Here is a 20,280-nt window from a genome sequence, read left to right as displayed (position 1 = left end):
GTCGCAGCAAGCCCCTACGGCTCCGTCGCCGTCCGCCCGCCCCCGCCGTCGGTCCCGTCCCCGCGCATCCAGCCCCGCATCCGCCCGGCCCCGGCGCCGACCCAGCCGCCGACGTCCGCCGCCCCGTCCCCGAGCTTGCGCAGCAGCGACACGAGCGGGTCCTGCGACCGGCTGAACGCCTCGCGGTACGAGTTCGCCGCCGCCTTGATCTCCTCGCTCACCGACGCGTTGCCATCGTCATCCCGCCGCGGGTAATCCCCGGACAGGATCCGCTGGTACTCCCCGCTGTCGACCCACGCCCGCACCTCGGCCGCCCGCGCCACCGGCATCGGGTGCGACCGCGCGGTCACCATCCGGATCTTGATCAGGCTGTCGCGAAGGTCGCCGGCCCGGTCGAACTCGGCCGCCTGCTCCAGGAACGCCGTCGTGTCGACCTCGGACAGGTCCCCGCCCCCGGCCAGCTTCATGGCCAGCCGCAGCGACGCCGCCGGGTCCTGGCAGGCGAGCAGCCCGGCCCGATCGGCGGACAGCTCGGCCTTGCGCCACCACTCCATGAGCGCGGCCACGATCGCCCGGAGCACCATCGACCCGACCGGCAGCCAGGCCAACCGGATCGCCCAGTCCGTCAGAATCATGACCATCGTCCGGTACACCGCGTGCCCACTGATCAAGTGCCCGAGCTCATGCCCGAGCATGCAGCGCAGCTCGTCGTCGTCGAGCAGCTCCACGGCCCCGGAGTTCACCACGATGAACGGCTTCGACATGCCGATGCACATGCCGTTGATGTTCCGGTCCTGCTGCACGAACAGCTCCGGCAGCTCGGCCACGTCCAGCGAGGCGGCCGCCTCGGCCAGCAGCCGATGCACCCGCGGGTACTGCCGGTGATCAACCCGAATCGCATTCCCCAGGAACTGCAGCCGCCACGCCCGCTCATTCCACAGCGCGTGCAGTGACTTGAGCACATCGTCGAATCCGCGCAACTCCCGCAGCGCCACCAGGGCCCCCCGGTCGGCCGGGTGTTCCCAGGCCCGGGAGCTGATCCCGGTCAGCACCACCCGCCGTCGCGCCGGAGGATTACCGCCTTGCGCCTCGTCAGTGCTCATCCGCTCCGCTCCTCCCCGTCCGGCCTGCTTTCCGGATCGTCCCTCAGTGTTGCGCGACCCGTCCACCCGCTCGTGCCGATGATGTACTCAATTTCCGCATCATGCGCCTCCTCGGCCGCCCCGTCGACCAGCACATCCACGCCCGTTTCGGGCCGGTCCTCGGCGAAATGCCCGTCCTCGGCCGCCATCCACCGCTCCCATTCCCCCCGCAACCGCTCCCCGTCCCGCTCCAGCCCCCGCCGCAACCGCAACTCCCGCGGCGCCCCGACCAGCACCCCGAGCGTCAGGTCCCCCCGCATCCCCACCGCCGCGCTGCCCACCCCCTCCACGATCAACACATCCGGCACCTCGACGGCCGTCCACTCGTCGACGAGCCGCTCGGCCTCCCAGTCGTACCGCCGATAGGCCCCCGCCTGTCCCCGCCGCAACGGCTCGAGAACCCACTCCCGCATCCGCGGCTGCCAGATGAGCAACTTGCTCCACCCATCCAGAAAGTCATCGGTGTGCAGCACGGTCACGCGCCGCGACCGCCCCAGCTCCCGAGCCAGCCGCCCCGCGAACGTCGTCTTCCCGGCCCCGGCCCGCCCGTCCACCCCGACGAGCCGCACCGCCCCCAACCGAGCCGGCCGCTCCAGCACCGTCTCCGCCAGCTCCGCAAACGTCCCCTTCACCGCTCCCCCGCTCCTCTCCCTGAACCCTCGGGCCCCTACTGCAGCCCCACAGTGATCGTCGGCCGTCCCTTCGGCGCGCCCCCCTCGATCAGCCGCCACAGCGCCTCGGTGTCGAGATGCTCCTCCACCAGGTCCCCGAGCACATCCACGGTCCGCTCCCGCAGCGCCGCGAACGACGTATCCGGCGATACCTCGAACCCGTGCCGCCCCGCCAGCCGGGCCGCCTCCATCAGAAACGCCCGCCGAAACCCGTCCGACTCGAACGCCCCGTGCCAGTGCGTCCCGAACACGTTCCCGGCCACCGCCCCCTCCCCGGTCCCGTCCGCCAGCCGGATCAGCGGCTCCGAGGCGGCCCGGGTGACCTGCCCGTGATGGATCTCGTACCCCCGCACCGCCACCCCGCCGAACGCCGTCCCGCTCGGCAGCGCCAGCGTCTTCCGCTCCGCGAACGCGATGTCGACGGGCAGCAGCCCCAGCCCCGCGACGGTCCCCCGCCCGCTCTCCACCTCGTCGTCGATCCGCTCCGCCAGCATCTGAAACCCGCCGCAGATCCCGAGCACCGGCCGCCCCGCCTTGGCGTGCCGCACGATCGCGTCCGCGAGCCCCCGTTCCCGCAGCCAGGCCAGATCGTCCACAGTGGACTTGCTGCCGGGCACGACGACCAGGTCCACATCGGCCAGGTCCGCCGCCTCCACCGTCAGCCGCACCTGCACCCCGGGCTCGCACGCCAGCGCCTCGGCGTCCGTCGCGTTCGACAGCCGCGGCAGCCGCACCACCGCCACCCGCAACCACTGGCTCCCCCGCGCCGGCGCCGGCCGCCCCAGCACCCGCCCGTCGTACGCCAATGAATCCTCGGCATCCAGCCACAAGTCATACGACCACGGCACGACCCCGAACGTCGGCCGCCCGGTCAGCGCCGTCAGCGACTCCACCCCCGGCCGCAACAGCCCCGCATCACCCCGGAACTTGTTGATCACGAACCCGCTCACCAGCGCCTGGTCCTCGGCGTCCAGCAGCGCGACCGTCCCGAACAGCGCCGCGAACACCCCGCCCCGATCGATGTCCCCGACCACGATCACCGGCAGGTCCGCCGCCCGCGCCAGCCCCATGTTGGCCAGGTCCATCGCCCGCAGGTTGATCTCCGCCGGGCTGCCCGCCCCCTCGCAGATCACCACGTCGTGCCGCCGCCGCAGCTCCTCCAGCGTCTCCAGCACCGTCGCCCGCAGCCGGTCCTTGATCTCCGCGTAGTTGGCCGCCCCGATGTGCCCGACCGCCTGCCCGAGCACGATCACCTGGCTGCGGCGATCCGATCCAGGCTTCAGCAGTACCGGATTGAAGCGCACACTCGGCGCCAGCCCGCACGCCACCGCCTGCAACGCCTGCGCGCGCCCGATCTCACCGCCCGTCCCGTCCGGCTCGATCGCCACCGCCGAGTTGTTCGACATGTTCTGCGCCTTGAAGGGCGCGACGTTGACCCCTCGCCGGTGCAGCCACCGGCAGATTCCCGCCGTCAGCAGGCTCTTCCCCGCATCCGACGTAGTTCCCGCGACGAGCAGACCACCCTTGCCTTCCACGCCGCCCATTCTGGACCGCGGGTACGACAGAAATTCGAAGGCCCCCACTGACCAGCCAAAATCCGCCCACCACCCCAAAACTGTCACACCTCCCCGGTACGTTCCCCCCATGACCTCCAAGGCAGGCGCAAGAGCGGACGCGACAGGCATAGCCCTGGGCGCGCTCCTCGACGCGATCTTCGGCGACCCCCGCCGCTGGCACCCGGTAGCCGGCTTCGGCCGCTTCGCCGCCGCCCTCGAACGCCGCCTCTACGCCGACACCCGCCAGGCCGGCGTCCGCTTCACGGCCCTGGCGGTGGGCATCCCGGTCCTGGCCGCAGCCGCAGCCGCCCACCTCACCCGAAACCGCCCCCTGGCCCGCACCGCCCTGACCGCCGCCGCCACCTGGTCCGCCCTGGGCGGCACCAGCCTCGCCCGTGAGGGCCGCATCATGGCCGACAAACTGGAAGCCGGCGACCTGCGAGCCGCCCGCGGCCAGCTCCCCAACCTGTGCGGCCGCGACCCCTCCGCCCTGGAGACCCCCGACCTGGCAAGGGCGACGGTCGAGTCGCTGGCCGAAAACACGTCGGACGCCATCGTGGCCCCGCTCTTCTGGGCGGCGATCGCCGGAGTCCCCGGCATCGTCGGCTACCGCGCCGTGAACACCCTCGATGCCATGGTGGGTCACCGTTCAAACCGATACGCCCGCTTCGGTACCCCCAGTGCCCGCCTCGACGACGCCGCCAACCTCGCCCCAGCACGCCTGACCGCCGCCCTGACCGTCGCCGCCGCCCCCTTGGTCGGCGGCAGCCCGGCCCAGACCCTGCGCACCTGGCTGCGGGACGGCTCCCACCACCCCAGCCCCAACTCAGGCCAATGCGAGTCCGCCGCAGCGGGCGCCTTGGGCGTACGTCTAGGCGGCCGCAACGTCTACGGCACCCGCGTCGAGGTCCGCCCTTACCTGGGCGACGGCCGCCCCCCAGGCCCGGCAGACGTACGCCGAGCCGCCACCCTCACCCTCGCCGTCGGCACCGCAGCCGTGGCACTGGCCACCGTCACCCGCCTGGCTCTAGCCAGACGCCGCCGCCGAAAACCCACTCCCCGCTGACCCGCCCCACGCCCACCGCCGGCCGCAGTTCGAAGCGCAGTTCGAAGCGCAGTTCGAAGCGCAGTTCGAAGCGCAGTTCGAAGCGCAGTTCGAAGCGCAGTTCGAAGCGCAGTTCGAAGCGCAGTTCGAAGCGCGACTCCGAGCGCAGTTCCGAGCGCAGTTCCGAGCGCACGAGCAGGGCGGCCGCCTGCAGGTCGTCGGCGAGACGGTCGACCAGCGCCTCTCGGTCGCACTGGCCCGCCTGATGCGTCCGCACGCCGACCCGCCCGCACGCCGACCCACCCCGCCCCCCGCGCAGCTCCGAGCGCAGGTCCAGCGCGGCCGCCTGCAGGCCACTGGCGAGCCGGTCGACCTGCGCCTGCGGACCGCACTGGCCCGCCCCGACTCGCATGCACGCCGCCCGCCGCACCGCGCGCAACTCCGGGCGCAGGTGCAGCGCGTCCGCCTGCAGGCCACTGGCGAGCCGGTCGACCAGCACCTCCGGACCGCACTGGCCCGCCCCGACTCGCCCGCACGCCGCACCGCCCGCAGCTCCGGGCGCAGGTGCAGCGCGTCCGCCTGCAGGCGACTGGCGAGCCGGTCGACCAGCACCTCCGGGTCGTGCTGGCTCACCCTGTGCCGCCCGCGCGTGAATCAAACGGGTCCCAGCGGCGCCACTACCGGTCGCCGCAGTCGACGACAGCCCGCTTCACCTCCATCTGCCCGTGCCGCTGAGCCCGATGGATTGGCCGACGGCGCTGGTGGATGGGTGACCGGCGCAACTCGCTCTGTGTCGGCCCGCGGGATCGCTGAGCTCGGTGGGTTAGCCGACGCCATCGACAGTCCGACGATAAGTGCAGCCGAGTGTGTTCGCATCGGTTCGTTTGGTTACGTGAGCGGGCACATCCGGGGTGCGGTTGCTGTCCGTCACCGAATTGATGCATACAAACGGAGGTAAATATGGACACGTACGAGTGGGGCTGGCAGGGGGTCTGCGGGTGAACTGCGTCCCTAGCAAGCAGATGGCGCAAAAACAAGAGCTTGTCTCGCATCCGTCACGGTCTTAGTTTGCACTCGTGCAGCTCGTGCTCCTCCCCGTTCTCGCGCCGCCTCGTGACGGTCGTCGCGACGACGTGCATGCGCCTGTGCTCGATGAGTTCATGGGTGGTCTGGGAGTCGGCTACAGCTACGGCCCACCGTTCGGTCAGCGTCTTGTGACGTGGGCCGACCTGCAACGCATGGAGCTTCCCCGCCGCATGCTGCGCCGCCAGGCCGCGTACAACCTCGATGCTCGACTCGACGCGGTCGGCATTCATGGTCAGCCGCCGGCCCTCATGCTCAACTTTGAGGGCATCGCCTCCAGCCTGTTGCTGGCCGAGGGTTTGTGGGCGAGTCTCGAACGCTCGGTGCCCGGCGAACTCGTCGTCGGCGTACCCGCGCGGGACGTCGTCATCGTGACCGGGTCGCAGTCGCCGCCCGGGCTGGCCAAGGTGCGGCGGGCCGTCGACCGGGTGTTCTTCGCCGGGGATCGGCATCTGTTGTCCCGCAAGCTGCTGGTGCGGCGGCGTGGCATCTGGGAACAGTTCGCGCCCAACCAGTCGCACGCTCCCGAGGCCGCGTACTCCGACACCGCCGGGTTCTAGGCCAACCGTCCCGCGAACCGACCCGCTCAACGCGAAAACGAACGGCCGGAGACGACCAAGCCGGAGACGAGCAGCCGGAGACGTCCGCCAGCGGGAACGAGCACCGCCGGAAACAAGCGGCCGGAAACAAGCAGCCGAAGACGTCCGACGGCGGAACGAGCACGGCCGGAAACAAGCAGCCGGAAACAAGCAGCCGGAGACGTCCGACGGCAGGAACGAGCACGGCCGGAAACAAGCGGCCGGAGACGCCCGCCAGCGGCGTCCGACGGCGGGAACGAGCGCGGCAGGAAACAAGCGGCGGAACAAGCGGCCGGAAACAGGCGGCCGGAAACAAGCGGCCGGAGACGTCCGTCGGCGGGAGACGCGCCGGCGGTGGAGACGGCTACGATCGAGGCGTGCGGCGGGATTGGCTGGTCGCGGGCCTGTTCGCGGTCGCGGTCACGATCGGCGGATGGCGCGCGGGGCTCGGGCAGGACGCGCCCCGCCCCCTCGACGCGGCCGGGTTCGCGCTCATCGCCATCGCTGCGCTCGCACTGGCGCTGCGCAGCAGGCCGCCGCTCGCGTTCGGTATCGCGGTCGGGGTCACCGACGCGTACCTCCTGATCGGGTACCCCTTCGGCCCCATCCTGCTGACGATCGTCTGGGCGATGTTCGAGTATGCGCGCCGGCGCCCCCTGCGCGAGTCGGCCATCGCGCTCGCCATCGGCACCGCGGTCTCCACCGGCGCCGTCCTCCCCCGGATGGCGCAGCATCTCGACCTGCTCGCGTTCGGGCTGCTGCTCTGGTGCGCCTGCTGGCTCATCGTTCCCTGGTCGCTCGGCGCGCTCGTGTACGTCCGGAAACACGCACGCGACCGCGAGCGCGACGAGCTCGTGCGGCGGGCGCTGCTCGAGGAGCGCATCAGGGTGTCGCGCGAGGTGCATGACGTCGCCGGGCATGGGTTTGCCGTGGTCGCGATGCAGGCCGGGGCCGCCCTGGTCGTGCTCGACGAGCAGCCGGCGCAGGCCCGGGAGGCGCTGCGGGCCATCCGTGACACCAGCCGCAAGGCGCTCGACGAGCTTCGGGCGGTGATCGAGAACATCGACTCGCCCGCGGACATCGAGGTGCTGGTCGAGCGCGTACGGGCCGGCGGTGTCGCAGTGGCGCTCGAGTACGACGGGCTGCCCGGGGCAAGTGAGCAGCAGCGCCGCATCGCATATGAAGTGGTGCGCGAATCGCTCACGAACGTCGTCAAGCACGCACCCGAACGTGGCGCCGCGGTCACGGTGCAGATGCACGACGGCGAGGTGGCGGTCGCGGTCGGGAACCGTGGGATCGGCGGCATGCGCGAGCGGGTGGAGGCGGCCGGCGGGGTGTTCGAGGTGCGGGGCGGCGAGGCATTCACGGTACGAGCGAAGATTCCGCAATGATCGAGCACATTCGCGTGGTCGTGGTGGACGACGAGGCGCTCATCCGCGGTGGGCTGCGGCTGCTCATCGGGCGCGAACCGGACCTGGAACTCGTCGGCGAGGCGGGCGACGGGGCGGCTGCGATCAGCGTCATCGAGGCCACCCGGCCCGACGTGGTGCTGCTCGACCTGCGCATGCCGGGCCTGGACGGGCTAGCAGTGCTCAACAAGATCCGAAGCGACGCGAACGAAACCCGAAGCAGCGCCAACGAAACCCGAAGCAGCGGCGGCGAAACCCGAAACGGCGCCAAGGAAACCCAAAGCAGCGCCGGCGAGATCCAAGGCGGCGCCGACGAAATCCGAAGCGGCCCGCGGGTCGTGGTTGTCACCACGTTCGAGACGGACGAGAACGTGTTCGCGGCGCTGCAGGCGGGCGCGGCCGGGTTCATTCTCAAGGACGCCGAGCCCGCCGAGCTCATCCGGGCCATCCGCGTGGTGGCGAGCGGCGAGGCGCTGCTCTCGCCCTCGGTCACCCGGCGGGTGATCGCGCGGTTCGGGCGGGACAGCGGGCCGCCGGTCGACCTGGACCGGCTCACCGAACGCGAGCGCGAGGTCGCGGCCTGGGTCGCCACCGGGCGGTCCAACGACGAGATCGCCGCCGAGCTGGACGTCAGCCCGGCCACCGTCCGCACGCACGTCGGGCGCGCGATGCTCAAGGTGAACGCGCGCGACCGTGCGCAACTGGCCGTGATGGCGATTCGAGCAGGACTAAGCGTCCAGCACTAGCGCGATCCTGCGCAGCACCTCGGACGCGGACTCCCCGGTCAGGCGCGTGTGGTCGAGCAGGATCAGCGCGGCGAGGTTGGTCATGCCGGTGAACGCGCGCCCGATGTCGGCCACCGCGTCCTCGTCGCCGATCATCTGCTGCAGGTAGCCGCTGCGCGTCTCCGCGTCCTGGGGCGCCTGAAAGAGCAGGGTGAGCACGCCGATGGCGTTTCGGGTGTCGTCCACGCGGCGCGCATCCATGCACCAACAGTACGGGCGAAGGGTTTGTCGAAAAGCGCGAGGCGAGTTCGACGCAGGGGTGAAGGCACCCGCTGACGAAGGAGACGGACATGTCGTTTCAGGCCTACATCGACGCGCTGGAGACCAAGACCGGGATGACCCCGCGGGCGCTGCTCACCGTGGCCGCGAGCCGTGGGTTCGAGGGCCCGCAGGTCAGGGCGGGCGCGGTGATCGAGTGGCTGAAGGAGGACTACGGCGTGGGGCGCGGGCACGCGATGGCGCTGGTCCACGTGATCAAGAACGGGCCGGCGATCCCGGGCAAGCACGTCGGCACCACGGGCGCCCACCGCGACGAGTCGGACACCCTGTGGCTGGATGGCAGGGCCACGAAGCGCTAGAACTGGCACGTGATCACCATCGGGCAGCTCGCGGCGTACGCGGGCGTGACGATCAAGGCCGTGCGCCACTACCACGAGCGGGGCCTGCTGGAGGAGCCCGAGCGCGACTCCTCCGGCTACCGCCGCTACGGCGCGGAGCACGCGATCGAGCTGGTGAAGATCAAGACCCTGGCCGAGGCGGGTGTACCGCTCGCGCGCATCAAAGAACTGCTGGCCGCGGGCCCGGCGGAGTTCGCGGCGGCCGTCGCGGAGATCGACCGCGGCCTGCGCGAGCGCGCCGAGGAGCTCCTGCGCGCGCGGGCGCGCATCGCCCGCCTCGGCGCCGGTGACCAGCTGTTCGTTTCGGACGACGCGGCGGACTTCCTCGCGGCGCTGCGGGCGCTGGGGGTGAGCGAACGGACGGTACACATGGAGCGGGATGTGTGGATCCTCCTGCAGTCCGTCTCCCCGCAGGAGGCGCGGATCTGGCTGGCCGACAAGGTCGCGTCGGTCGCGGATCCGGAGTTCCGGGCGATCTACCGCGAGCACGACGCGGCGTTCGAATGGACACCCGCCGACCCGCGCCTGGCCGGCCTCGCCGCGCGCACGGCCGCGTGGCTGGCCGGCCGCGAACAGCCGGAGACGACCCAGGACCCGGCGCTGGCCCGGCTGGTCGCGGACACCGCCGGGCTGAACTCGCCCGCGTGGACCAGGCTGCAGGAGCTCACCCGGGAGGCGGCAGCTCGGCAATGAGCCGGGTCCAGCGCGGACGGTCAGGCGCTGCGCTCGCGTCGTTCGCCCCGCGCCGAGTCCAGTGTGGACGGTCACGCGGCGAGCGGGAGCTCCGGTCCGCCGTCCGGCCGGGCCGCGCCGTCGACCTCGGGGACCGCCTCGACGGCGACGACGCGGCCCTCCAGGACGTGCCCCTGGATCAGGCCCATGAGCAGGTGCTCGGGCACGTTGTCGTAATGCACGTCGACGGGATGCCGGCGGATGATGAGCGTCCAGCGCATGGGTTCATCCTCGCTTTCCACTGGTTGACGGCTTGCAGGACGTGATGCCGGCGATGAGCACGCCGGCCCCGACGGCCACGGCGATCAGGAGCACGAGCAGGCTCGGACCGCCGGCGCCGCGGCCGAGCATGGCGACGGCGAGAAAGGCCAGCAGCGCGAGGCCGACGATGATCGCGTACGTCACCACCGGCCCGAGGTCACCCCGGACCCTGGCCACCCACGAGACGCCGAGCTTCCCCGGCGTCAGCACGGCCTCGCCGCGCAGTTCGTCCTGGCCCTGCAGCGGCGGCTCGTGGCCTTTCCAGGTCGGCCTTTCCGCCGACAGATCCAGCTGATCGTCAGCCTCCGGCTGCGGCTGGCCACCCTCACTGGAAGTCGTCACCGTTCGCGCCCCTCCTCATCGAGCGGCTCGGGTCGACGACCATTCGCAGGATTTGGCACACGCCAATCCAGCACGGCCTCGCCGTCGCGCTGCGTGACATTTCGCGAGGAGAGCTTAGCCCCTCGGCATCATGATGCATACATGTTCGCGCACATCTCAATATGTGTTTTGGTGTCACAAAACTGCACCTCACGGTCCATGACCACGACGTGACTAGGCGTGCGCAGGTGAGATCCATTCACAAACTTGCGCCACGCACGGTGACACCAGTTGGTAGTGCGCGATATACGCAGAGTGCGAGGCAACGCGCGGCCGTCAGGGCGATCGCGAGGGTGAATTGGCTGTTCGGAAGCACAACCAGGCCCGGCGGGCGTGGACGCAGGACGCCCGTACGGCTAACGTTACCCGCACATGACGCACGTGGGGTGCGACTAATACGCGCATCTGGGTTGAACCACCGGGTTGGGCGTGACGTACCGGTCGCTGGGGGGTGTCCGGTATGGCAGGCTCTACCTCAGGTGAGGGGGGAAGCACCCACGGTGACGCAAGAGAGCGGCGCTCGCTGCCCGAGACGCCGCTCTCGTCCAGTCCGTCGATCAAGCCGAGGACAAGACATCATGAGTGTGCTGCACAACGTGTCGGAACAAACACAGATCGATGCGAACGGTCGGGATCCTGACACTCCTCGGCGCCGCTCGGGGCAACCGCCGCAGCCACCGGAACGGAATTCCGCGCACACCGGTGGGTCATTGACGCGCGTCACCGCCAATTTCACGCCGCGGGGCATGGCGGCCCTCGACCGGGTCGCCGAGAAGACCGGCGATTCGCGCACGGACATCCTCAACCGCGCAGTCATGGCGTACGAGACCCTGCTGGATCTCATCGAGGAGGGCGACGGCCGCTCGCTGCGCGTGCAGGTCGGCGACGAGGTCCGAATCCTGCACTTCCTGGGCTGAGCACAACCGAGCGCCGCGGACCATGACCGGTCCGCGGCGCTCAGTGTTCGTTCAGCTCACCGAGCAGAGGTTGCCGTTCAAGGTGAACGCGATCGGCAGGATGTTCGGTCCGTTGTACGACGCCACGAACCCGACGCTCGTGGTCGCGCCCGGGGCGAGGTTGGTGTTGAAGTCGGCCGGCGTCACGCGCACGGTCGCGCCCGTCTGGGTCCAGGTGCCGTTCCAGCCGCTGCCCACGCTCTGGTAGCCGGTCGGCCACGTGAACGTGAGCGTCCAGTTGTTGATGGCCGCGGTACCGGTGTTCGTGATGTCGATGTTCCCGACGTACCCGTTGCCCCAGTCGTTCGCGTCGGTGAAGCGGATGCCGCAGGTGCTCGTGGCCGGGGCTCCGGTCGTGAACGTCAGCGGCGGCGACGACCAGCTCGCCCGGCCCGAGCCGTCACGAGCCACGACATTCACGGTGTACCGCGTGCCGGCCGTCAGATTGCGCGCGGTGAACGATGTTCCGGTCGTCTCGCCGAGCTGCTCGGAGCGCGCACCGACCTGGCGGTACACCTCGTACTTCACCCCCGCCTGCACGGCCGGCCAGGTCAGCGTGGCCGTGCGGTCGGTGATCGCGCTCGCCACCGGGCGCGCGGGAGCCTTCGGGGCGCCGGCCTGCGACGTCGCCGGGTGCAAGGTGAGCACGGTCAGCGAGTACGGCGCCAGGTTCTGGGCCGCCGCCGTGCCCGACTGCGCGCTGGTGATGCCGCTCGCGCCGTTGAGGAAGGACTCGACGGTGGGGGCGGCGGACGAAGGGGTGTAGCCGTCGTACGCGATCTTCACCGCGTGGCTGTTCGCCGGGTCCATGTTCACCAGCAGCACCGTGAGGTCGCCGTTGGACCGGCGGGCGGCGTGCGCGGCGACGAGCGCGTTGTCGGTACCGGCGCGGATCAGCTGGTCGCCCGGGTGCACGAAGGAGTGCATGAGCTTGAGCGCGTGGTAGGGCGCGAACGGCGTGTTCAGGGGCGGCTGGCAGACACCGTCGGCGTTGCAGTTGCCGCTGGACAGCATGCCGAAGTCGCCGTAGTCGGTCTGGCCGCCGACGGTCGAGACGGTGCCGATGCCGTTGTGCACGTCCCACCAGTCGACGGTGAAGACGCCGTTCTCGAGCATGCCGCTGTAGGTCTGGGCGAGGAACAGCGCGCCGGGCTGCGTGTTCTGGCCGACGCCGACGTTCGTCTCGGTGAGGCTGATCCCGATCCGGCCGGCGTTCGGCCCGGCGAAACGCGCGATCTGATCGCGCGCCACGTACATGATGTCGTCGATCTGTGCGGGCTTGGTGAGCGAGTCGGCCTCGCCGTTGCCGCCCGGGTACCAGTGCAGGTCGACGAAGTCGATGGACGGCCCGGCGATGGACAGCACGACCTGGTTCCATGTGCCGGCGTCGCCCGCCCCGACCAGCCCGTCGGGCCAGTTGGCCGGCGTGGTGAGCACCGCGCCGACCTTGATGTTCGGGTCGACCGCCTTCATCGCCTGCGAGTACGCCACGACCTCCTCGGCGTACTGCTTCGGGCTCTTGTCGGCATGGTCGTCGGCCTCCCACGCGGTGCCGTAGTGGCCGTTTCCGTAGTTCTCGTTGCCGATCGTCCACCAGTTGGCGTGGTAGCCCTTGGTGATGTTCGCGTACCGCACCCAGTCCGCCGCCTCCTGCGCGGTCCCGGTGCCGTAGTTCGCGATGATCATCGGCTGCGCCCCGACCCGCTGCGCGCCGGCCATGAACGTGTCGAAGTCGGTGTTCGGCGCGACGTACCCGCCGGGCGCGGTGTGCGTCTGCCAGTGGTAGATGTCGGCGTAGGAGCCGCCGGGGTACCGCAGCATCCCGACCCCGGCCGCGCCCAGCAGATCGGACACGGCGGGCGTGCCGAGCTCCTTGTCCCAGATCGCGTGATTGGCGCCGAGCGCCGTGTCGGCCACGGTGGCCAGGCCCAGCTTCGTGTTGACGGTGACGTTGACGGGTGCGGGATCGGCATACGCGCTGGACAGCGGCAAGCCGCCCAGGGCACCGGCCGCGACGAACAGTGCGAGCGCACCGGCGGCGCGGCGCACTGAACTCTGGGGCATGGCGGCGGACCTCTCACTCGGGGTGTGAAACGCTTCGACCCGGAAGCTCCGTCCACCCCGCCCCACCGGGCAAGCACGCGCCCGTCTTGTCGGCATTTGTCAACGCGATCGCGACGAACCTTTCATGGATGACCTTGACGCTCTCCTGGGCGCCGGCTGGTACGACCGCGCCGGCCGCCCCACGTCCGCGCCCGCCCTCCTGGCCGCCCTGACCCTGCTGGCCGACCACCACGTCCAGGGCATCGCCAAGCTGCGCGCCAACCTGTCCCGCAACCCGAGCCGCGACGAACTCCGCCACGGCCTGCTCCAAGCCCGCCTCGCCGCCGTTGCCGTGTCCCTGGGCATCCGCCCCATCCTCGAGCCGCCGGTGGGCGACCTCGTGCTGGACGACGTGCTGCTGGAGTTGCGTGGTCTCAACAGGGCTTCCGGTGGTACTTCACGTCGCCTGGTCCGCGCGATCGAGCTGAAGGCGAAGCAGACCCGAACGGCCCCCGCGGCATGGGTCTGGCTCACGGACGACGGCGCCTTCGAGGGCCTGGACCTCGCGGCGGCGACCGGCCTGTCCCGCGTCCTCGCCGACTGGCCCCACCTGCACGGCGTCGTCCTGGACGGCCCGCTGCCGATCGGCTTCCCGCGCTCGACCCGCTTCGGTCCCTTGACGGTGGTGCACCGGCCGGGCCTGCCCCCGAACCGCTGGGCACTGATCCACCGCCTGTGCGCGGCGGTCGCCCTAAATCGATGCAGATAAAGCCGATAGAGTGCCGCCACCGTGATCAACTGAACGACGGCGGCGTCGCCGATCGACGCTGCGCACCATAGGAGACACCCATGACCGTTCCTCCGCCGCAGCCGGGGTTCGTGCCCGCGCCGTACCAGGCGCCGGTGGCCATCCCGCTCAGCGCACCGGCCCCGGGTCACCCGTACCCGCCCCTGCCGCCCGCGGCGCAGGTCTTCATCAACAACACGGTCAGCGCGACGGCGATCGTCGGCGCACCCCGCCGGCGCCGCCAGTCCTTCGGCGTGCACGTGGTGCTGCTGCTGTGCACGGCCGGCCTGGGGAACCTGGCCTACGCCTGGTACATCTCCGGCTGGAACCGCCGGCACGGCCTCTGACCTCGCTAAAAACCGGCGCGCCGGTCAAGGGCGGGGCCGCGGCCGGTCGAGGCCTACAACGGCGAGCTCGGGCCCGCCGCGCCGATCGCGAAGCCGCCGGCGCCGCCCGGCGGGTTGAGGCGGGTGCGTGCCTCGCCGGGCTTCGGCGGCAGGGACTCATCCGGCGGCCGGGACCACGGGGGCCAGGGTCTCGGTCTTGCCCTTGCCGTCCGGCACCTGCGCCTCCGCATACTTGCCTTGCCGCATCGCCGGCTCGTGGCGCGTCCACCGCGTCTCGTTGCCGTAGTGCGCCCTGGCGTAGTTCTCCTCCGGATCGCCGGCGGTGAACTGGTCGCGCAGCTTCCAAGGGTCCACCCCGGCCGCCGCGACCAACGACACCTGCGAAAAGTCGCCCATGACTCAGCCCGTTCCCGCCCCCGTGGGCACATTCCCCCAGCATGACGAGTGCGGCAAGTGGCACGGGCATCGATACGCTTACACCCCGCCGATTTCGCACAGCGAAAACTGCCGAGCGCGAACGGCCTGCTGGGGCGGCTCGAGCCGGCCTGGCGCGGATGGTTCGGAAAAGGGCTGTCAATGCAATTGCGATGCCAGCTGCGGGATCGATCGTGACGCTGACTTTGGTGCGCCCGGTAGGACTCGAACCTACGACCTTGGGATTAGAAGTCCCCTGCTCTATCCACTGAGCTACGAGCGCATGTCGTCGCACAGGCTACCGCCACTTCGCGGGAGCGTGCTCAAGACCTGCCTAAGAACAGCATGCACGTCGCTTCGGGGCAACCAGGTTGGCGACGGGCCGGGCACCGCGGACGGGGAAGCCGTGACCCGGCCCGTCGCCGGTCCTCAGACGCCCGCCGGCACGCGGGAACGCTGCCGCCGTGCCTTCGGGCGGCCGGGACCAGTCTCCGGCTCCACCTCGTCCTCCTCGGGCTCCACCTCCTCGTCCGCCGACTCCTCGGTGATCTCAGCCGAAGCGGAGGCCGAGACGGAGGCCGCGACGGAGGCCGCGACGGAGGCCGCGACGGAGGCCGCGACGGAGCCCGAAGCGGAGCCCGGGACGGAGCCCGGGACCGAGGCGGAGACCGGCGTCTCGAAGACCGACGCCAGGTCGCCATCCGACGCCAGCGAGGCCAGGATCTCCTCGGCGAACGGGTCGCCGTCCTCGACGAGCGTGACCACGCCGCCCAGGTCCGGGTCGTACGCCTTGCGCCGCGGCAGGCCGTTGAGCTCGTCGGCCGGCTCGGTCCGCGGGTCGTCGTGGCGCGCGTCGTTGAGGTCGTCGTCGAGCGCGTCGGTCGCGGTCAGCGCCCTGACCCGGGCGAACTTCGCCCGCCCGCGGGAGAGGTCGTGGCCGACCGACTGCGCGTCGATCTCGTAGCTCACCCGCCGGACGTGGTCCTCGGTCTCCCAGTCCCGGCTGTACAGCCGGCCGATCACGATGACCGGATCGCCCAGCTGCACGCTGCGGGCCACGTTGTCGGCGAGCTGCCGCCAGCAGTTCACCCGCAGCCGAAGGCTGTCGCCGTCCACCCACCGGGTGTCGGCCCGGTCGAAGCGGCGCGACGTCGACGCCACCTTGAAGTGGGTGACGAGCGTCTGGCCGTCCACGACCCGCCGGCTCTCCGGCGCCGTGAGCACGTTCCCGGTGATGGTGACCATGGTCTCGAACACGGTCGATCTCCCTCCACGATGTCCTTGCGGTGTCGGGAGAGAGCTTGCGCGCCACGGCCGTTCGTCCGCTCGGCGCGGACGCCGGATCTGTGGACAACGGGGTGCCTGTGGACGGGGTGGCGTACCGATGGACGATCTGTTAAACGCCCCGGCTCAGACGCGGAACTGTCCGACGAGTCCGCGCAGCTCGCGGCTCATGGCGGAGAGCTCCTCGGCGGCGGTGCGGGTGTCCTCCACGCCGTCGGTCGTGACCCGGGCGTTCGCGGAAATGCTGGAGATGTTCGCCGCGATGTCGGCCGAACCGGCGGCCGCCTGCGTGATGTTGCGGGTCATCTCGTTGGTCGTCGCGGTCTGCTCCTCCACCGCCGCCGCGATCGTGGTCTGGTAGTCCCCGAGCCGGCCGGTGACCTCGACGATCCGGTTGATGGCGTCCGTCGCCGCGCTCGTGTCGTTCTGGATGCTCGCCACCTTGGCCGCGATGTCCCCGGTGGCCCGCCCGGTCTCCTGGGCCAGCTCCTTGACCTCGTTGGCGACCACCGCGAACCCCTTGCCCGCCTCGCCCGCGCGCGCCGCCTCGATGGTCGCGTTGAGCGCGAGCAGGTTCGTCTGCTCGGCGATGTCGGTGATCACCTTGACCACGTCGCCGATCTGCCGGCTGGAGCCGGAAAGCCGCCCGATCAGGTCGAACGCCGACTGCGTGAGCTCGGTCGTCTGCCCGCCGACCCGGGCCGCCTCGGCCGCGGTACCGGCGATCTGCTGAATCGAGGCGCTCATCTGCTCGGCGCCGCTCGCGACGGTGTGCACATTGCCGGACACCTCGTCGGCCGACGCGACGATCAGCCCGGACTGCGCGGACGTCTCCTGCGCGCTCGCCATGATGCGTTTGGACGTGTCGGTCAACCGCTCACTGGCGACGGCGACTGTGGAGGCGGAACCGCTGATCGCCCGTACCGTCGAAGCGATCTTGTCCACAAACGTGTTGAACTCGCGGCTGACGGCCGAGAACTCGTCGTGCCCGCTGACCACGAGCCGCTTGGTCAGGTCCCCGTCGCCCTCGGCGATGTCCGCGAGCCGATCGTGCAGCGCGCGCAAGGGCCGGAGAATGGACACCGAAAGCGCCACCGCGAGCAGCACCGAAAGCCCGAGCGCGATCGCACCGACGATGTTCGCCAGCCGCCGGGTGCCGTTCGCGGTCGAGCCGGCCGACCGGTGCGCGGCCGCCGCGGCCTGCTGCGCCGAGGCCAGGAGCGCATCGATCCGATCGGCCATCTGCGCGTACACGTCGAGCGCCGCACCCGTGATCAGATCGTTCGCGGCGTCCGTCTGCGCGGCCGAACCCGCGCGATAGTCGGCGATCACGCGGTCGTCCATGGCCACGTACTGCGCGTACGCCGCGCGAATGGCCTCCACCGACGCCCGGTCGCCCGCCGACAGCGGCAGCTTCCCCATCGCGTCGATCTCGGCACTGAAGTCCCGCATGGCCTGCAGATACGCGGCCCGGGTCTCGGCGGTGTCATCGGCCGCACCGGCCACGCCGCGCACGATGTCGAACGCGTACCCGACCTGCCACCCCGACACGTCGGTGATGCGGAACTTCAGCTGCTGCGCGGCGTCGACCTGCGCCTGCGACGCCGACAGCCGATCCGCCGTGTCCCGCGTCCCGCCGGCGGCCGCGATCGCCGACACCCAGATGCCGACCACACACAGCGAAACCACGAGGAACCCGACCACCAGTCGCGTGACGACTCGCGTCCGCCGCAGCGCGTCCATGCCCGCCCTATCGGCGCCCGGTTTGCCAACAGAAGCAAAAAACGCCGCGGTTGTACCCCCTGTGCCCGCCCTTCCCCCGCCCGTCCCCGAACCCGGCAGCCGGGCCGAAGTGCTGGCAGACTGGCCGAATGCCCACCTTCGAGCAGCTCTTCGCCCAGCACGTGGCCACCGGGATGGCCCGCCAGCTGGCCCTGGCCGACCTCCTGGGCGACCGCGACTGGCAGCTGGACCTGACCACGGGCCAGGCCACGTTCGGCACTGATCTCACGTTCGGCGTCCAGCTCCTCGGCACCGAGAGCGAGGCCGCCCAAACCTGGCTCTGGGCCTGGGCGAACGAGGCGAGCAACATCCCGCCGGCCCTGCTGCACCTGACGACGTGGCTGCGCGAGTACGGCGCCGAGGATCGGGTCGACACCTTCACCGAGCCCAGCTTCCCCCTGTCGGTCGCCGACGGCCACAAACTGGCGCTGGTGGCTTCGAGCCTGACCGGCCGCCCGTACTATCGAGGCCCTTACGACGGCGGCGCCGTCTTCTTCCACCTGGAGAACACGCCCCCGGAGGTCACGGCCCCGGTCCGCCCGGAGCGCGCCCTGACGGTCCTGCAGCAGGTCATCTCGGCCTTCCCGGTGGACCACCGCGTGACGGCGAGCTCGTTCTTCACCCAGCAGGGCTGGCAGCTCACGGAGTCCCCGGATGCTCTGGAGGCCAGGGACCCGGGCTCGAACACGGTCCTGACCATCGCCTACGACGACCTGGGCCGCATCACCGACATCGCCGGCACCCTGTCGAACTAAAAAGGAGACCGGCATCCACGGGGGAAGATGCCGGTCTCGCTCCCCATGATAGTTGCCGCGTCAGCTACCCGCCACCCTCTTCGGCTCCGGGTGTGCGGCGGGGCTGTTCAGGGGCACATGACGTCGACGGTCGTCAGTTAGGATGCCGCTGCGTCGAGCCGAAAAAGTGCTGATGGAGGGGAACCTGTGGCACAGGACGTGCATGTGACCTCGAAGGCGATTCGCGCCACCGGCACCGCGCTCGTCAGCATCGCCAAGCCCGACCTCCAACGCATCCGGGACGAGGTGCCGGACACCGCGGTGCCCTTCCCGTCGTTCGGGCTGATCGGGATCGGGTTTCAGGTCGCGCACGAGCGGGTGCAGGACTACGCCATGGACTATCTCGACGCGGCGGGCAAGCGGCTCGACGTGTTCGCCGACAAGCTCAATGAGGTGGCCCAGGGGTGGGAGCAGGCCGAGAGCGCCAACACGGTTCAGGTGCGGTGAGCCGCGATGGCTGAGTTCGTACCCGTCCGGCTGCTCATCATGCTGGCGCTCGGAAACCTCACGGCGGCGTCCGCCATCGCTCGCACGCTCGCGCTGGCCATCATCTCCGCGTCCGCCGGCGTCGCGAACGTCGAGGGCATGCGCGATGCGGCCACCAAGTGGCAGGAGCTGGCCAATCAGGTCGAGCTCGTCAAGAAGGACGTCGGCAACGCGGTCGCCAACGCGAAGGAAGGGTGGATCGCGGACGACCGCGAGGCCTTCCTGCACGCCGTCGACCGGTACACGACCGAGCTGGACGATCTCAAGACGTACATGTCCAACGCCGGGCAGGCGGTGGACAAGGTGCACGACGTGTACAAGGTGCTGTGGACGAGCCTGACCGCCATGAGCGTGGCCCTGTTGTCGATTCTGCTCATGTTGTTCGCGCTGTTCTTCGTGCCGTACGTCGGGCCGTTCGCGCGGGCCGCCGCCGAGGGGATCGGGACGACCGCCGCTCGGGCCATCGACTACATGGTCAAGGCGTCCGCGGCGCTGTTGTCGTCGCTCAGCGGGCTGGCGCTCACCAGCGCGGCGGCCGGGTTCGCGGGGTTCGGGGTGCCCGAGCCGACCGGCGGCGCCACCGGGCGTGAGGATCTGGAGCAGATCACGATCGACTACACGGCGCCGGCGATCCGGGTAATTCCGAAGCGGGAGCTGCCGGGGCCGGTGACGCCGTGAGCGAGGTGCGGTTCGGGCCGTCTGGTGAGGCTCGGCTGCTGACCCGATTCGTGCTCCTGTGCGCGCCGTTCATCCTGGTCGTGTTCGGGTTCGGCGGGTATCTGGCCGTCGGTGAGCCCGATCGGTTCTGGCGCGTGATGTCGTGGAGCCTGATCGTGGTCGGCACAATCTTCGCGGTGGTCGGGGCGGCCGCGGTGGCCATGGAGGCGAGCGGGCGGTCGGCCGGGCCCGATGGCGTCAAGCTGTTCCGGCGGACACTGCCCTGGAGCGACATCGCGCGGCTCAGCCGGCACGCGGGCGTCAAGAACCGAGAGCTGGTGGCCGCGTGGCCACTCAAGCAGAAGAATCCCGTGTGGCTGGGCGACGTCACCCACGCGAGCGTGCCGCGCGACGAGGCATTGCGAATGCTCGAAGCGTGGTCGGGCCGAAGGGTCGAGCACTAAAAAGAG

The 20,280-nt window shown here is 70.7% G+C and carries 24 protein-coding genes and 1 tRNA gene; 13 read left to right on the top strand and 12 right to left on the bottom strand.

The window, feature by feature from the left end; genetic code table 11:
• Positions 1–14: 14 nt before the first annotated feature.
• Genes ACQPZ4_RS05945 through ACQPZ4_RS05935 form a run of 3 tightly spaced genes read right to left on the bottom strand, consistent with a single transcriptional unit; the run spans position 15 to position 3,348 of the window.
• Positions 15–1,103 carry a M48 family metallopeptidase gene (locus tag ACQPZ4_RS05945; protein ID WP_433056933.1) on the bottom strand — a complete coding sequence of 363 codons (1,089 nt, stop codon included), beginning with the start codon at positions 1,101–1,103 and terminating at the stop codon, positions 15–17.
• Positions 1,100–1,774 (bottom strand): uridine kinase family protein, encoded by a 675-nt coding sequence (locus tag ACQPZ4_RS05940; RefSeq protein ID WP_433056931.1) that lies wholly within the window; start codon positions 1,772–1,774, stop codon positions 1,100–1,102. Before ACQPZ4_RS05940 ends, ACQPZ4_RS05945 begins: the two co-directional genes overlap by 4 nt.
• A gap of 35 nt (positions 1,775–1,809) precedes the next feature.
• Positions 1,810–3,348 (bottom strand): cobyric acid synthase, encoded by a 1,539-nt coding sequence (locus ACQPZ4_RS05935; RefSeq protein WP_433056929.1) that lies wholly within the window; start codon positions 3,346–3,348, stop codon positions 1,810–1,812.
• A gap of 109 nt (positions 3,349–3,457) precedes the next feature.
• Between ACQPZ4_RS05935 and ACQPZ4_RS05930 the strand changes: the two genes are divergently transcribed.
• Entirely contained in the window at positions 3,458–4,435 is a 978-nt protein-coding gene (locus tag ACQPZ4_RS05930) for a cobalamin biosynthesis protein (protein ID WP_433056927.1), read from the top strand.
• Here ACQPZ4_RS05930 and ACQPZ4_RS05925 read toward each other — a convergent pair.
• The gene (locus tag ACQPZ4_RS05925) at positions 4,383–4,913 is read right to left on the bottom strand and encodes a hypothetical protein (protein WP_433056925.1); all 531 of its coding nucleotides are present in this window, start codon (positions 4,911–4,913) and stop codon (positions 4,383–4,385) included. The genes ACQPZ4_RS05930 and ACQPZ4_RS05925 overlap by 53 nt on opposite strands.
• Before the next feature lie 577 nt (positions 4,914–5,490).
• Between ACQPZ4_RS05925 and ACQPZ4_RS05920 the strand changes: the two genes are divergently transcribed.
• The 3 genes from ACQPZ4_RS05920 (at position 5,491) to ACQPZ4_RS05910 (ending at position 8,230) form a co-directional block, all read left to right on the top strand.
• Positions 5,491–6,057 (top strand): hypothetical protein, encoded by a 567-nt coding sequence (locus ACQPZ4_RS05920; RefSeq protein WP_433056923.1) that lies wholly within the window; start codon positions 5,491–5,493, stop codon positions 6,055–6,057.
• A gap of 395 nt (positions 6,058–6,452) precedes the next feature.
• Positions 6,453–7,466 (top strand): sensor histidine kinase, encoded by a 1,014-nt coding sequence (locus ACQPZ4_RS05915; protein WP_433056921.1) that lies wholly within the window; start codon positions 6,453–6,455, stop codon positions 7,464–7,466.
• A complete protein-coding gene (locus ACQPZ4_RS05910; RefSeq protein ID WP_433056919.1) occupies positions 7,463–8,230 on the top strand; it encodes a response regulator in 768 nt (255 codons plus the stop codon). The genes ACQPZ4_RS05915 and ACQPZ4_RS05910 overlap by 4 nt, the downstream gene beginning before the upstream one ends.
• Here ACQPZ4_RS05910 and ACQPZ4_RS05905 read toward each other — a convergent pair.
• Positions 8,213–8,470: a hypothetical protein gene (locus ACQPZ4_RS05905; protein WP_433056917.1), complete on the bottom strand. Its 258-nt coding sequence runs from the start codon at positions 8,468–8,470 to the stop codon at positions 8,213–8,215. The two genes, ACQPZ4_RS05910 and ACQPZ4_RS05905, sit on opposite strands and share 18 nt — an antisense overlap.
• An 89-nt stretch (positions 8,471–8,559) precedes the next feature.
• Here ACQPZ4_RS05905 and ACQPZ4_RS05900 point away from each other — a divergent pair, with 89 nt between their 5' ends.
• Both ACQPZ4_RS05900 and ACQPZ4_RS05895 read left to right on the top strand, forming a co-directional pair.
• Positions 8,560–8,847, top strand: a complete 288-nt coding sequence (locus tag ACQPZ4_RS05900) for a DUF4287 domain-containing protein (RefSeq protein ID WP_433056915.1) — start codon at positions 8,560–8,562, stop codon at positions 8,845–8,847.
• Positions 8,848–8,856: 9 nt separating this feature from the next.
• The gene (locus ACQPZ4_RS05895) at positions 8,857–9,579 is read left to right on the top strand and encodes a MerR family transcriptional regulator (protein ID WP_433056913.1); all 723 of its coding nucleotides are present in this window, start codon (positions 8,857–8,859) and stop codon (positions 9,577–9,579) included.
• A gap of 71 nt (positions 9,580–9,650) precedes the next feature.
• Here ACQPZ4_RS05895 and ACQPZ4_RS05890 read toward each other — a convergent pair whose 3' ends face one another.
• Complete coding sequence (locus ACQPZ4_RS05890; protein WP_433056911.1) at positions 9,651–9,839, bottom strand: hypothetical protein; 189 nt, start codon at positions 9,837–9,839, stop codon at positions 9,651–9,653.
• A gap of 4 nt (positions 9,840–9,843) precedes the next feature.
• Positions 9,844–10,221 (bottom strand): hypothetical protein, encoded by a 378-nt coding sequence (locus ACQPZ4_RS05885; protein ID WP_433056909.1) that lies wholly within the window; start codon positions 10,219–10,221, stop codon positions 9,844–9,846.
• A gap of 617 nt (positions 10,222–10,838) precedes the next feature.
• Between ACQPZ4_RS05885 and ACQPZ4_RS05880 the strand changes: the two genes are divergently transcribed.
• Positions 10,839–11,177, top strand: a complete 339-nt coding sequence (locus ACQPZ4_RS05880) for a hypothetical protein (RefSeq protein WP_433056907.1) — start codon at positions 10,839–10,841, stop codon at positions 11,175–11,177.
• Between the two features lie 51 nt (positions 11,178–11,228).
• Here ACQPZ4_RS05880 and ACQPZ4_RS05875 read toward each other — a convergent pair whose 3' ends face one another.
• Positions 11,229–13,280, bottom strand: a complete 2,052-nt coding sequence (locus tag ACQPZ4_RS05875) for a cellulose binding domain-containing protein (protein ID WP_433056905.1) — start codon at positions 13,278–13,280, stop codon at positions 11,229–11,231.
• Positions 13,281–13,404: 124 nt separating this feature from the next.
• On the opposite strand from ACQPZ4_RS05875, the gene ACQPZ4_RS05870 reads away from it, so the two are divergent.
• Both ACQPZ4_RS05870 and ACQPZ4_RS05865 read left to right on the top strand, forming a co-directional pair.
• Complete coding sequence (locus ACQPZ4_RS05870; RefSeq protein ID WP_433056903.1) at positions 13,405–14,028, top strand: hypothetical protein; 624 nt, start codon at positions 13,405–13,407, stop codon at positions 14,026–14,028.
• 80 nt (positions 14,029–14,108) lie between these two features.
• A complete protein-coding gene (locus ACQPZ4_RS05865) occupies positions 14,109–14,393 on the top strand; it encodes a hypothetical protein (protein ID WP_433056901.1) in 285 nt (94 codons plus the stop codon).
• Between the two features lie 156 nt (positions 14,394–14,549).
• On the opposite strand, the gene ACQPZ4_RS05860 is transcribed toward ACQPZ4_RS05865, so the two are convergent.
• From ACQPZ4_RS05860 to ACQPZ4_RS05845, 4 genes are all read right to left on the bottom strand, one after another.
• Complete coding sequence (locus ACQPZ4_RS05860) at positions 14,550–14,789, bottom strand: hypothetical protein (protein ID WP_433056899.1); 240 nt, start codon at positions 14,787–14,789, stop codon at positions 14,550–14,552.
• A 225-nt stretch (positions 14,790–15,014) separates the two neighbouring features.
• Positions 15,015–15,090 (bottom strand) — tRNA-Arg (locus ACQPZ4_RS05855).
• A 146-nt stretch (positions 15,091–15,236) separates the two neighbouring features.
• Positions 15,237–16,064, bottom strand: a complete 828-nt coding sequence (locus ACQPZ4_RS05850) for a single-stranded DNA-binding protein (RefSeq protein ID WP_433056897.1) — start codon at positions 16,062–16,064, stop codon at positions 15,237–15,239.
• 153 nt (positions 16,065–16,217) lie between these two features.
• A complete protein-coding gene (locus ACQPZ4_RS05845) occupies positions 16,218–17,834 on the bottom strand; it encodes a methyl-accepting chemotaxis protein (RefSeq protein WP_433056895.1) in 1,617 nt (538 codons plus the stop codon).
• A gap of 128 nt (positions 17,835–17,962) precedes the next feature.
• Between ACQPZ4_RS05845 and ACQPZ4_RS05840 the strand changes: the two genes are divergently transcribed.
• From ACQPZ4_RS05840 to ACQPZ4_RS05825, 4 genes are all read left to right on the top strand, one after another.
• Positions 17,963–18,628, top strand: a complete 666-nt coding sequence (locus ACQPZ4_RS05840) for a DUF6882 domain-containing protein (RefSeq protein WP_433056893.1) — start codon at positions 17,963–17,965, stop codon at positions 18,626–18,628.
• A gap of 186 nt (positions 18,629–18,814) precedes the next feature.
• Complete coding sequence (locus ACQPZ4_RS05835; protein WP_433056891.1) at positions 18,815–19,114, top strand: hypothetical protein; 300 nt, start codon at positions 18,815–18,817, stop codon at positions 19,112–19,114.
• Between the two features lie 6 nt (positions 19,115–19,120).
• On the top strand, positions 19,121–19,831 hold the full coding sequence (locus tag ACQPZ4_RS05830; protein WP_433056889.1) for a WXG100 family type VII secretion target: 711 nt from the start codon (positions 19,121–19,123) through the stop codon (positions 19,829–19,831).
• The gene (locus ACQPZ4_RS05825) at positions 19,828–20,274 is read left to right on the top strand and encodes a hypothetical protein (protein ID WP_433056887.1); all 447 of its coding nucleotides are present in this window, start codon (positions 19,828–19,830) and stop codon (positions 20,272–20,274) included. The genes ACQPZ4_RS05830 and ACQPZ4_RS05825 overlap by 4 nt, the downstream gene beginning before the upstream one ends.
• Positions 20,275–20,280 lie beyond the last annotated feature (6 nt).

Source organism: Dactylosporangium sp. CS-033363 (assembly GCF_050942475.1).
Classification (GTDB): Bacteria; Actinomycetota; Actinomycetes; order Mycobacteriales; family Micromonosporaceae; genus Dactylosporangium.
Note: the sequence above shows the minus strand (reverse complement) of the source record. Positions and strands in the feature narration are given on the sequence as shown.

Bases quoted from the DNA above. Each gene is read 5' to 3' on its own strand.
- ACQPZ4_RS05945 (WP_433056933.1), bottom strand. From the start codon at position 1,103: ATGAGCACTGACGAGGCGCAAGGCGGTAATCCTCCGGCGCGACGGCGG.
- ACQPZ4_RS05930 (WP_433056927.1), top strand. From the start codon at position 3,458: ATGACCTCCAAGGCAGGCGCAAGAGCGGACGCGACAGGCATAGCCCTG.
- ACQPZ4_RS05910 (WP_433056919.1), top strand. From the start codon at position 7,463: ATGATCGAGCACATTCGCGTGGTCGTGGTGGACGACGAGGCGCTCATC.
- ACQPZ4_RS05905 (WP_433056917.1), bottom strand. From the start codon at position 8,470: ATGGATGCGCGCCGCGTGGACGACACCCGAAACGCCATCGGCGTGCTC.
- ACQPZ4_RS05900 (WP_433056915.1), top strand. From the start codon at position 8,560: ATGTCGTTTCAGGCCTACATCGACGCGCTGGAGACCAAGACCGGGATG.
- ACQPZ4_RS05890 (WP_433056911.1), bottom strand. From the start codon at position 9,839: ATGCGCTGGACGCTCATCATCCGCCGGCATCCCGTCGACGTGCATTAC.
- ACQPZ4_RS05880 (WP_433056907.1), top strand. From the start codon at position 10,839: ATGAGTGTGCTGCACAACGTGTCGGAACAAACACAGATCGATGCGAAC.
- ACQPZ4_RS05875 (WP_433056905.1), bottom strand. From the start codon at position 13,280: ATGCCCCAGAGTTCAGTGCGCCGCGCCGCCGGTGCGCTCGCACTGTTC.
- ACQPZ4_RS05870 (WP_433056903.1), top strand. From the start codon at position 13,405: ATGGATGACCTTGACGCTCTCCTGGGCGCCGGCTGGTACGACCGCGCC.
- ACQPZ4_RS05865 (WP_433056901.1), top strand. From the start codon at position 14,109: ATGACCGTTCCTCCGCCGCAGCCGGGGTTCGTGCCCGCGCCGTACCAG.
- ACQPZ4_RS05860 (WP_433056899.1), bottom strand. From the start codon at position 14,789: ATGGGCGACTTTTCGCAGGTGTCGTTGGTCGCGGCGGCCGGGGTGGAC.
- ACQPZ4_RS05845 (WP_433056895.1), bottom strand. From the start codon at position 17,834: ATGGACGCGCTGCGGCGGACGCGAGTCGTCACGCGACTGGTGGTCGGG.
- ACQPZ4_RS05840 (WP_433056893.1), top strand. From the start codon at position 17,963: ATGCCCACCTTCGAGCAGCTCTTCGCCCAGCACGTGGCCACCGGGATG.
- ACQPZ4_RS05830 (WP_433056889.1), top strand. From the start codon at position 19,121: ATGGCTGAGTTCGTACCCGTCCGGCTGCTCATCATGCTGGCGCTCGGA.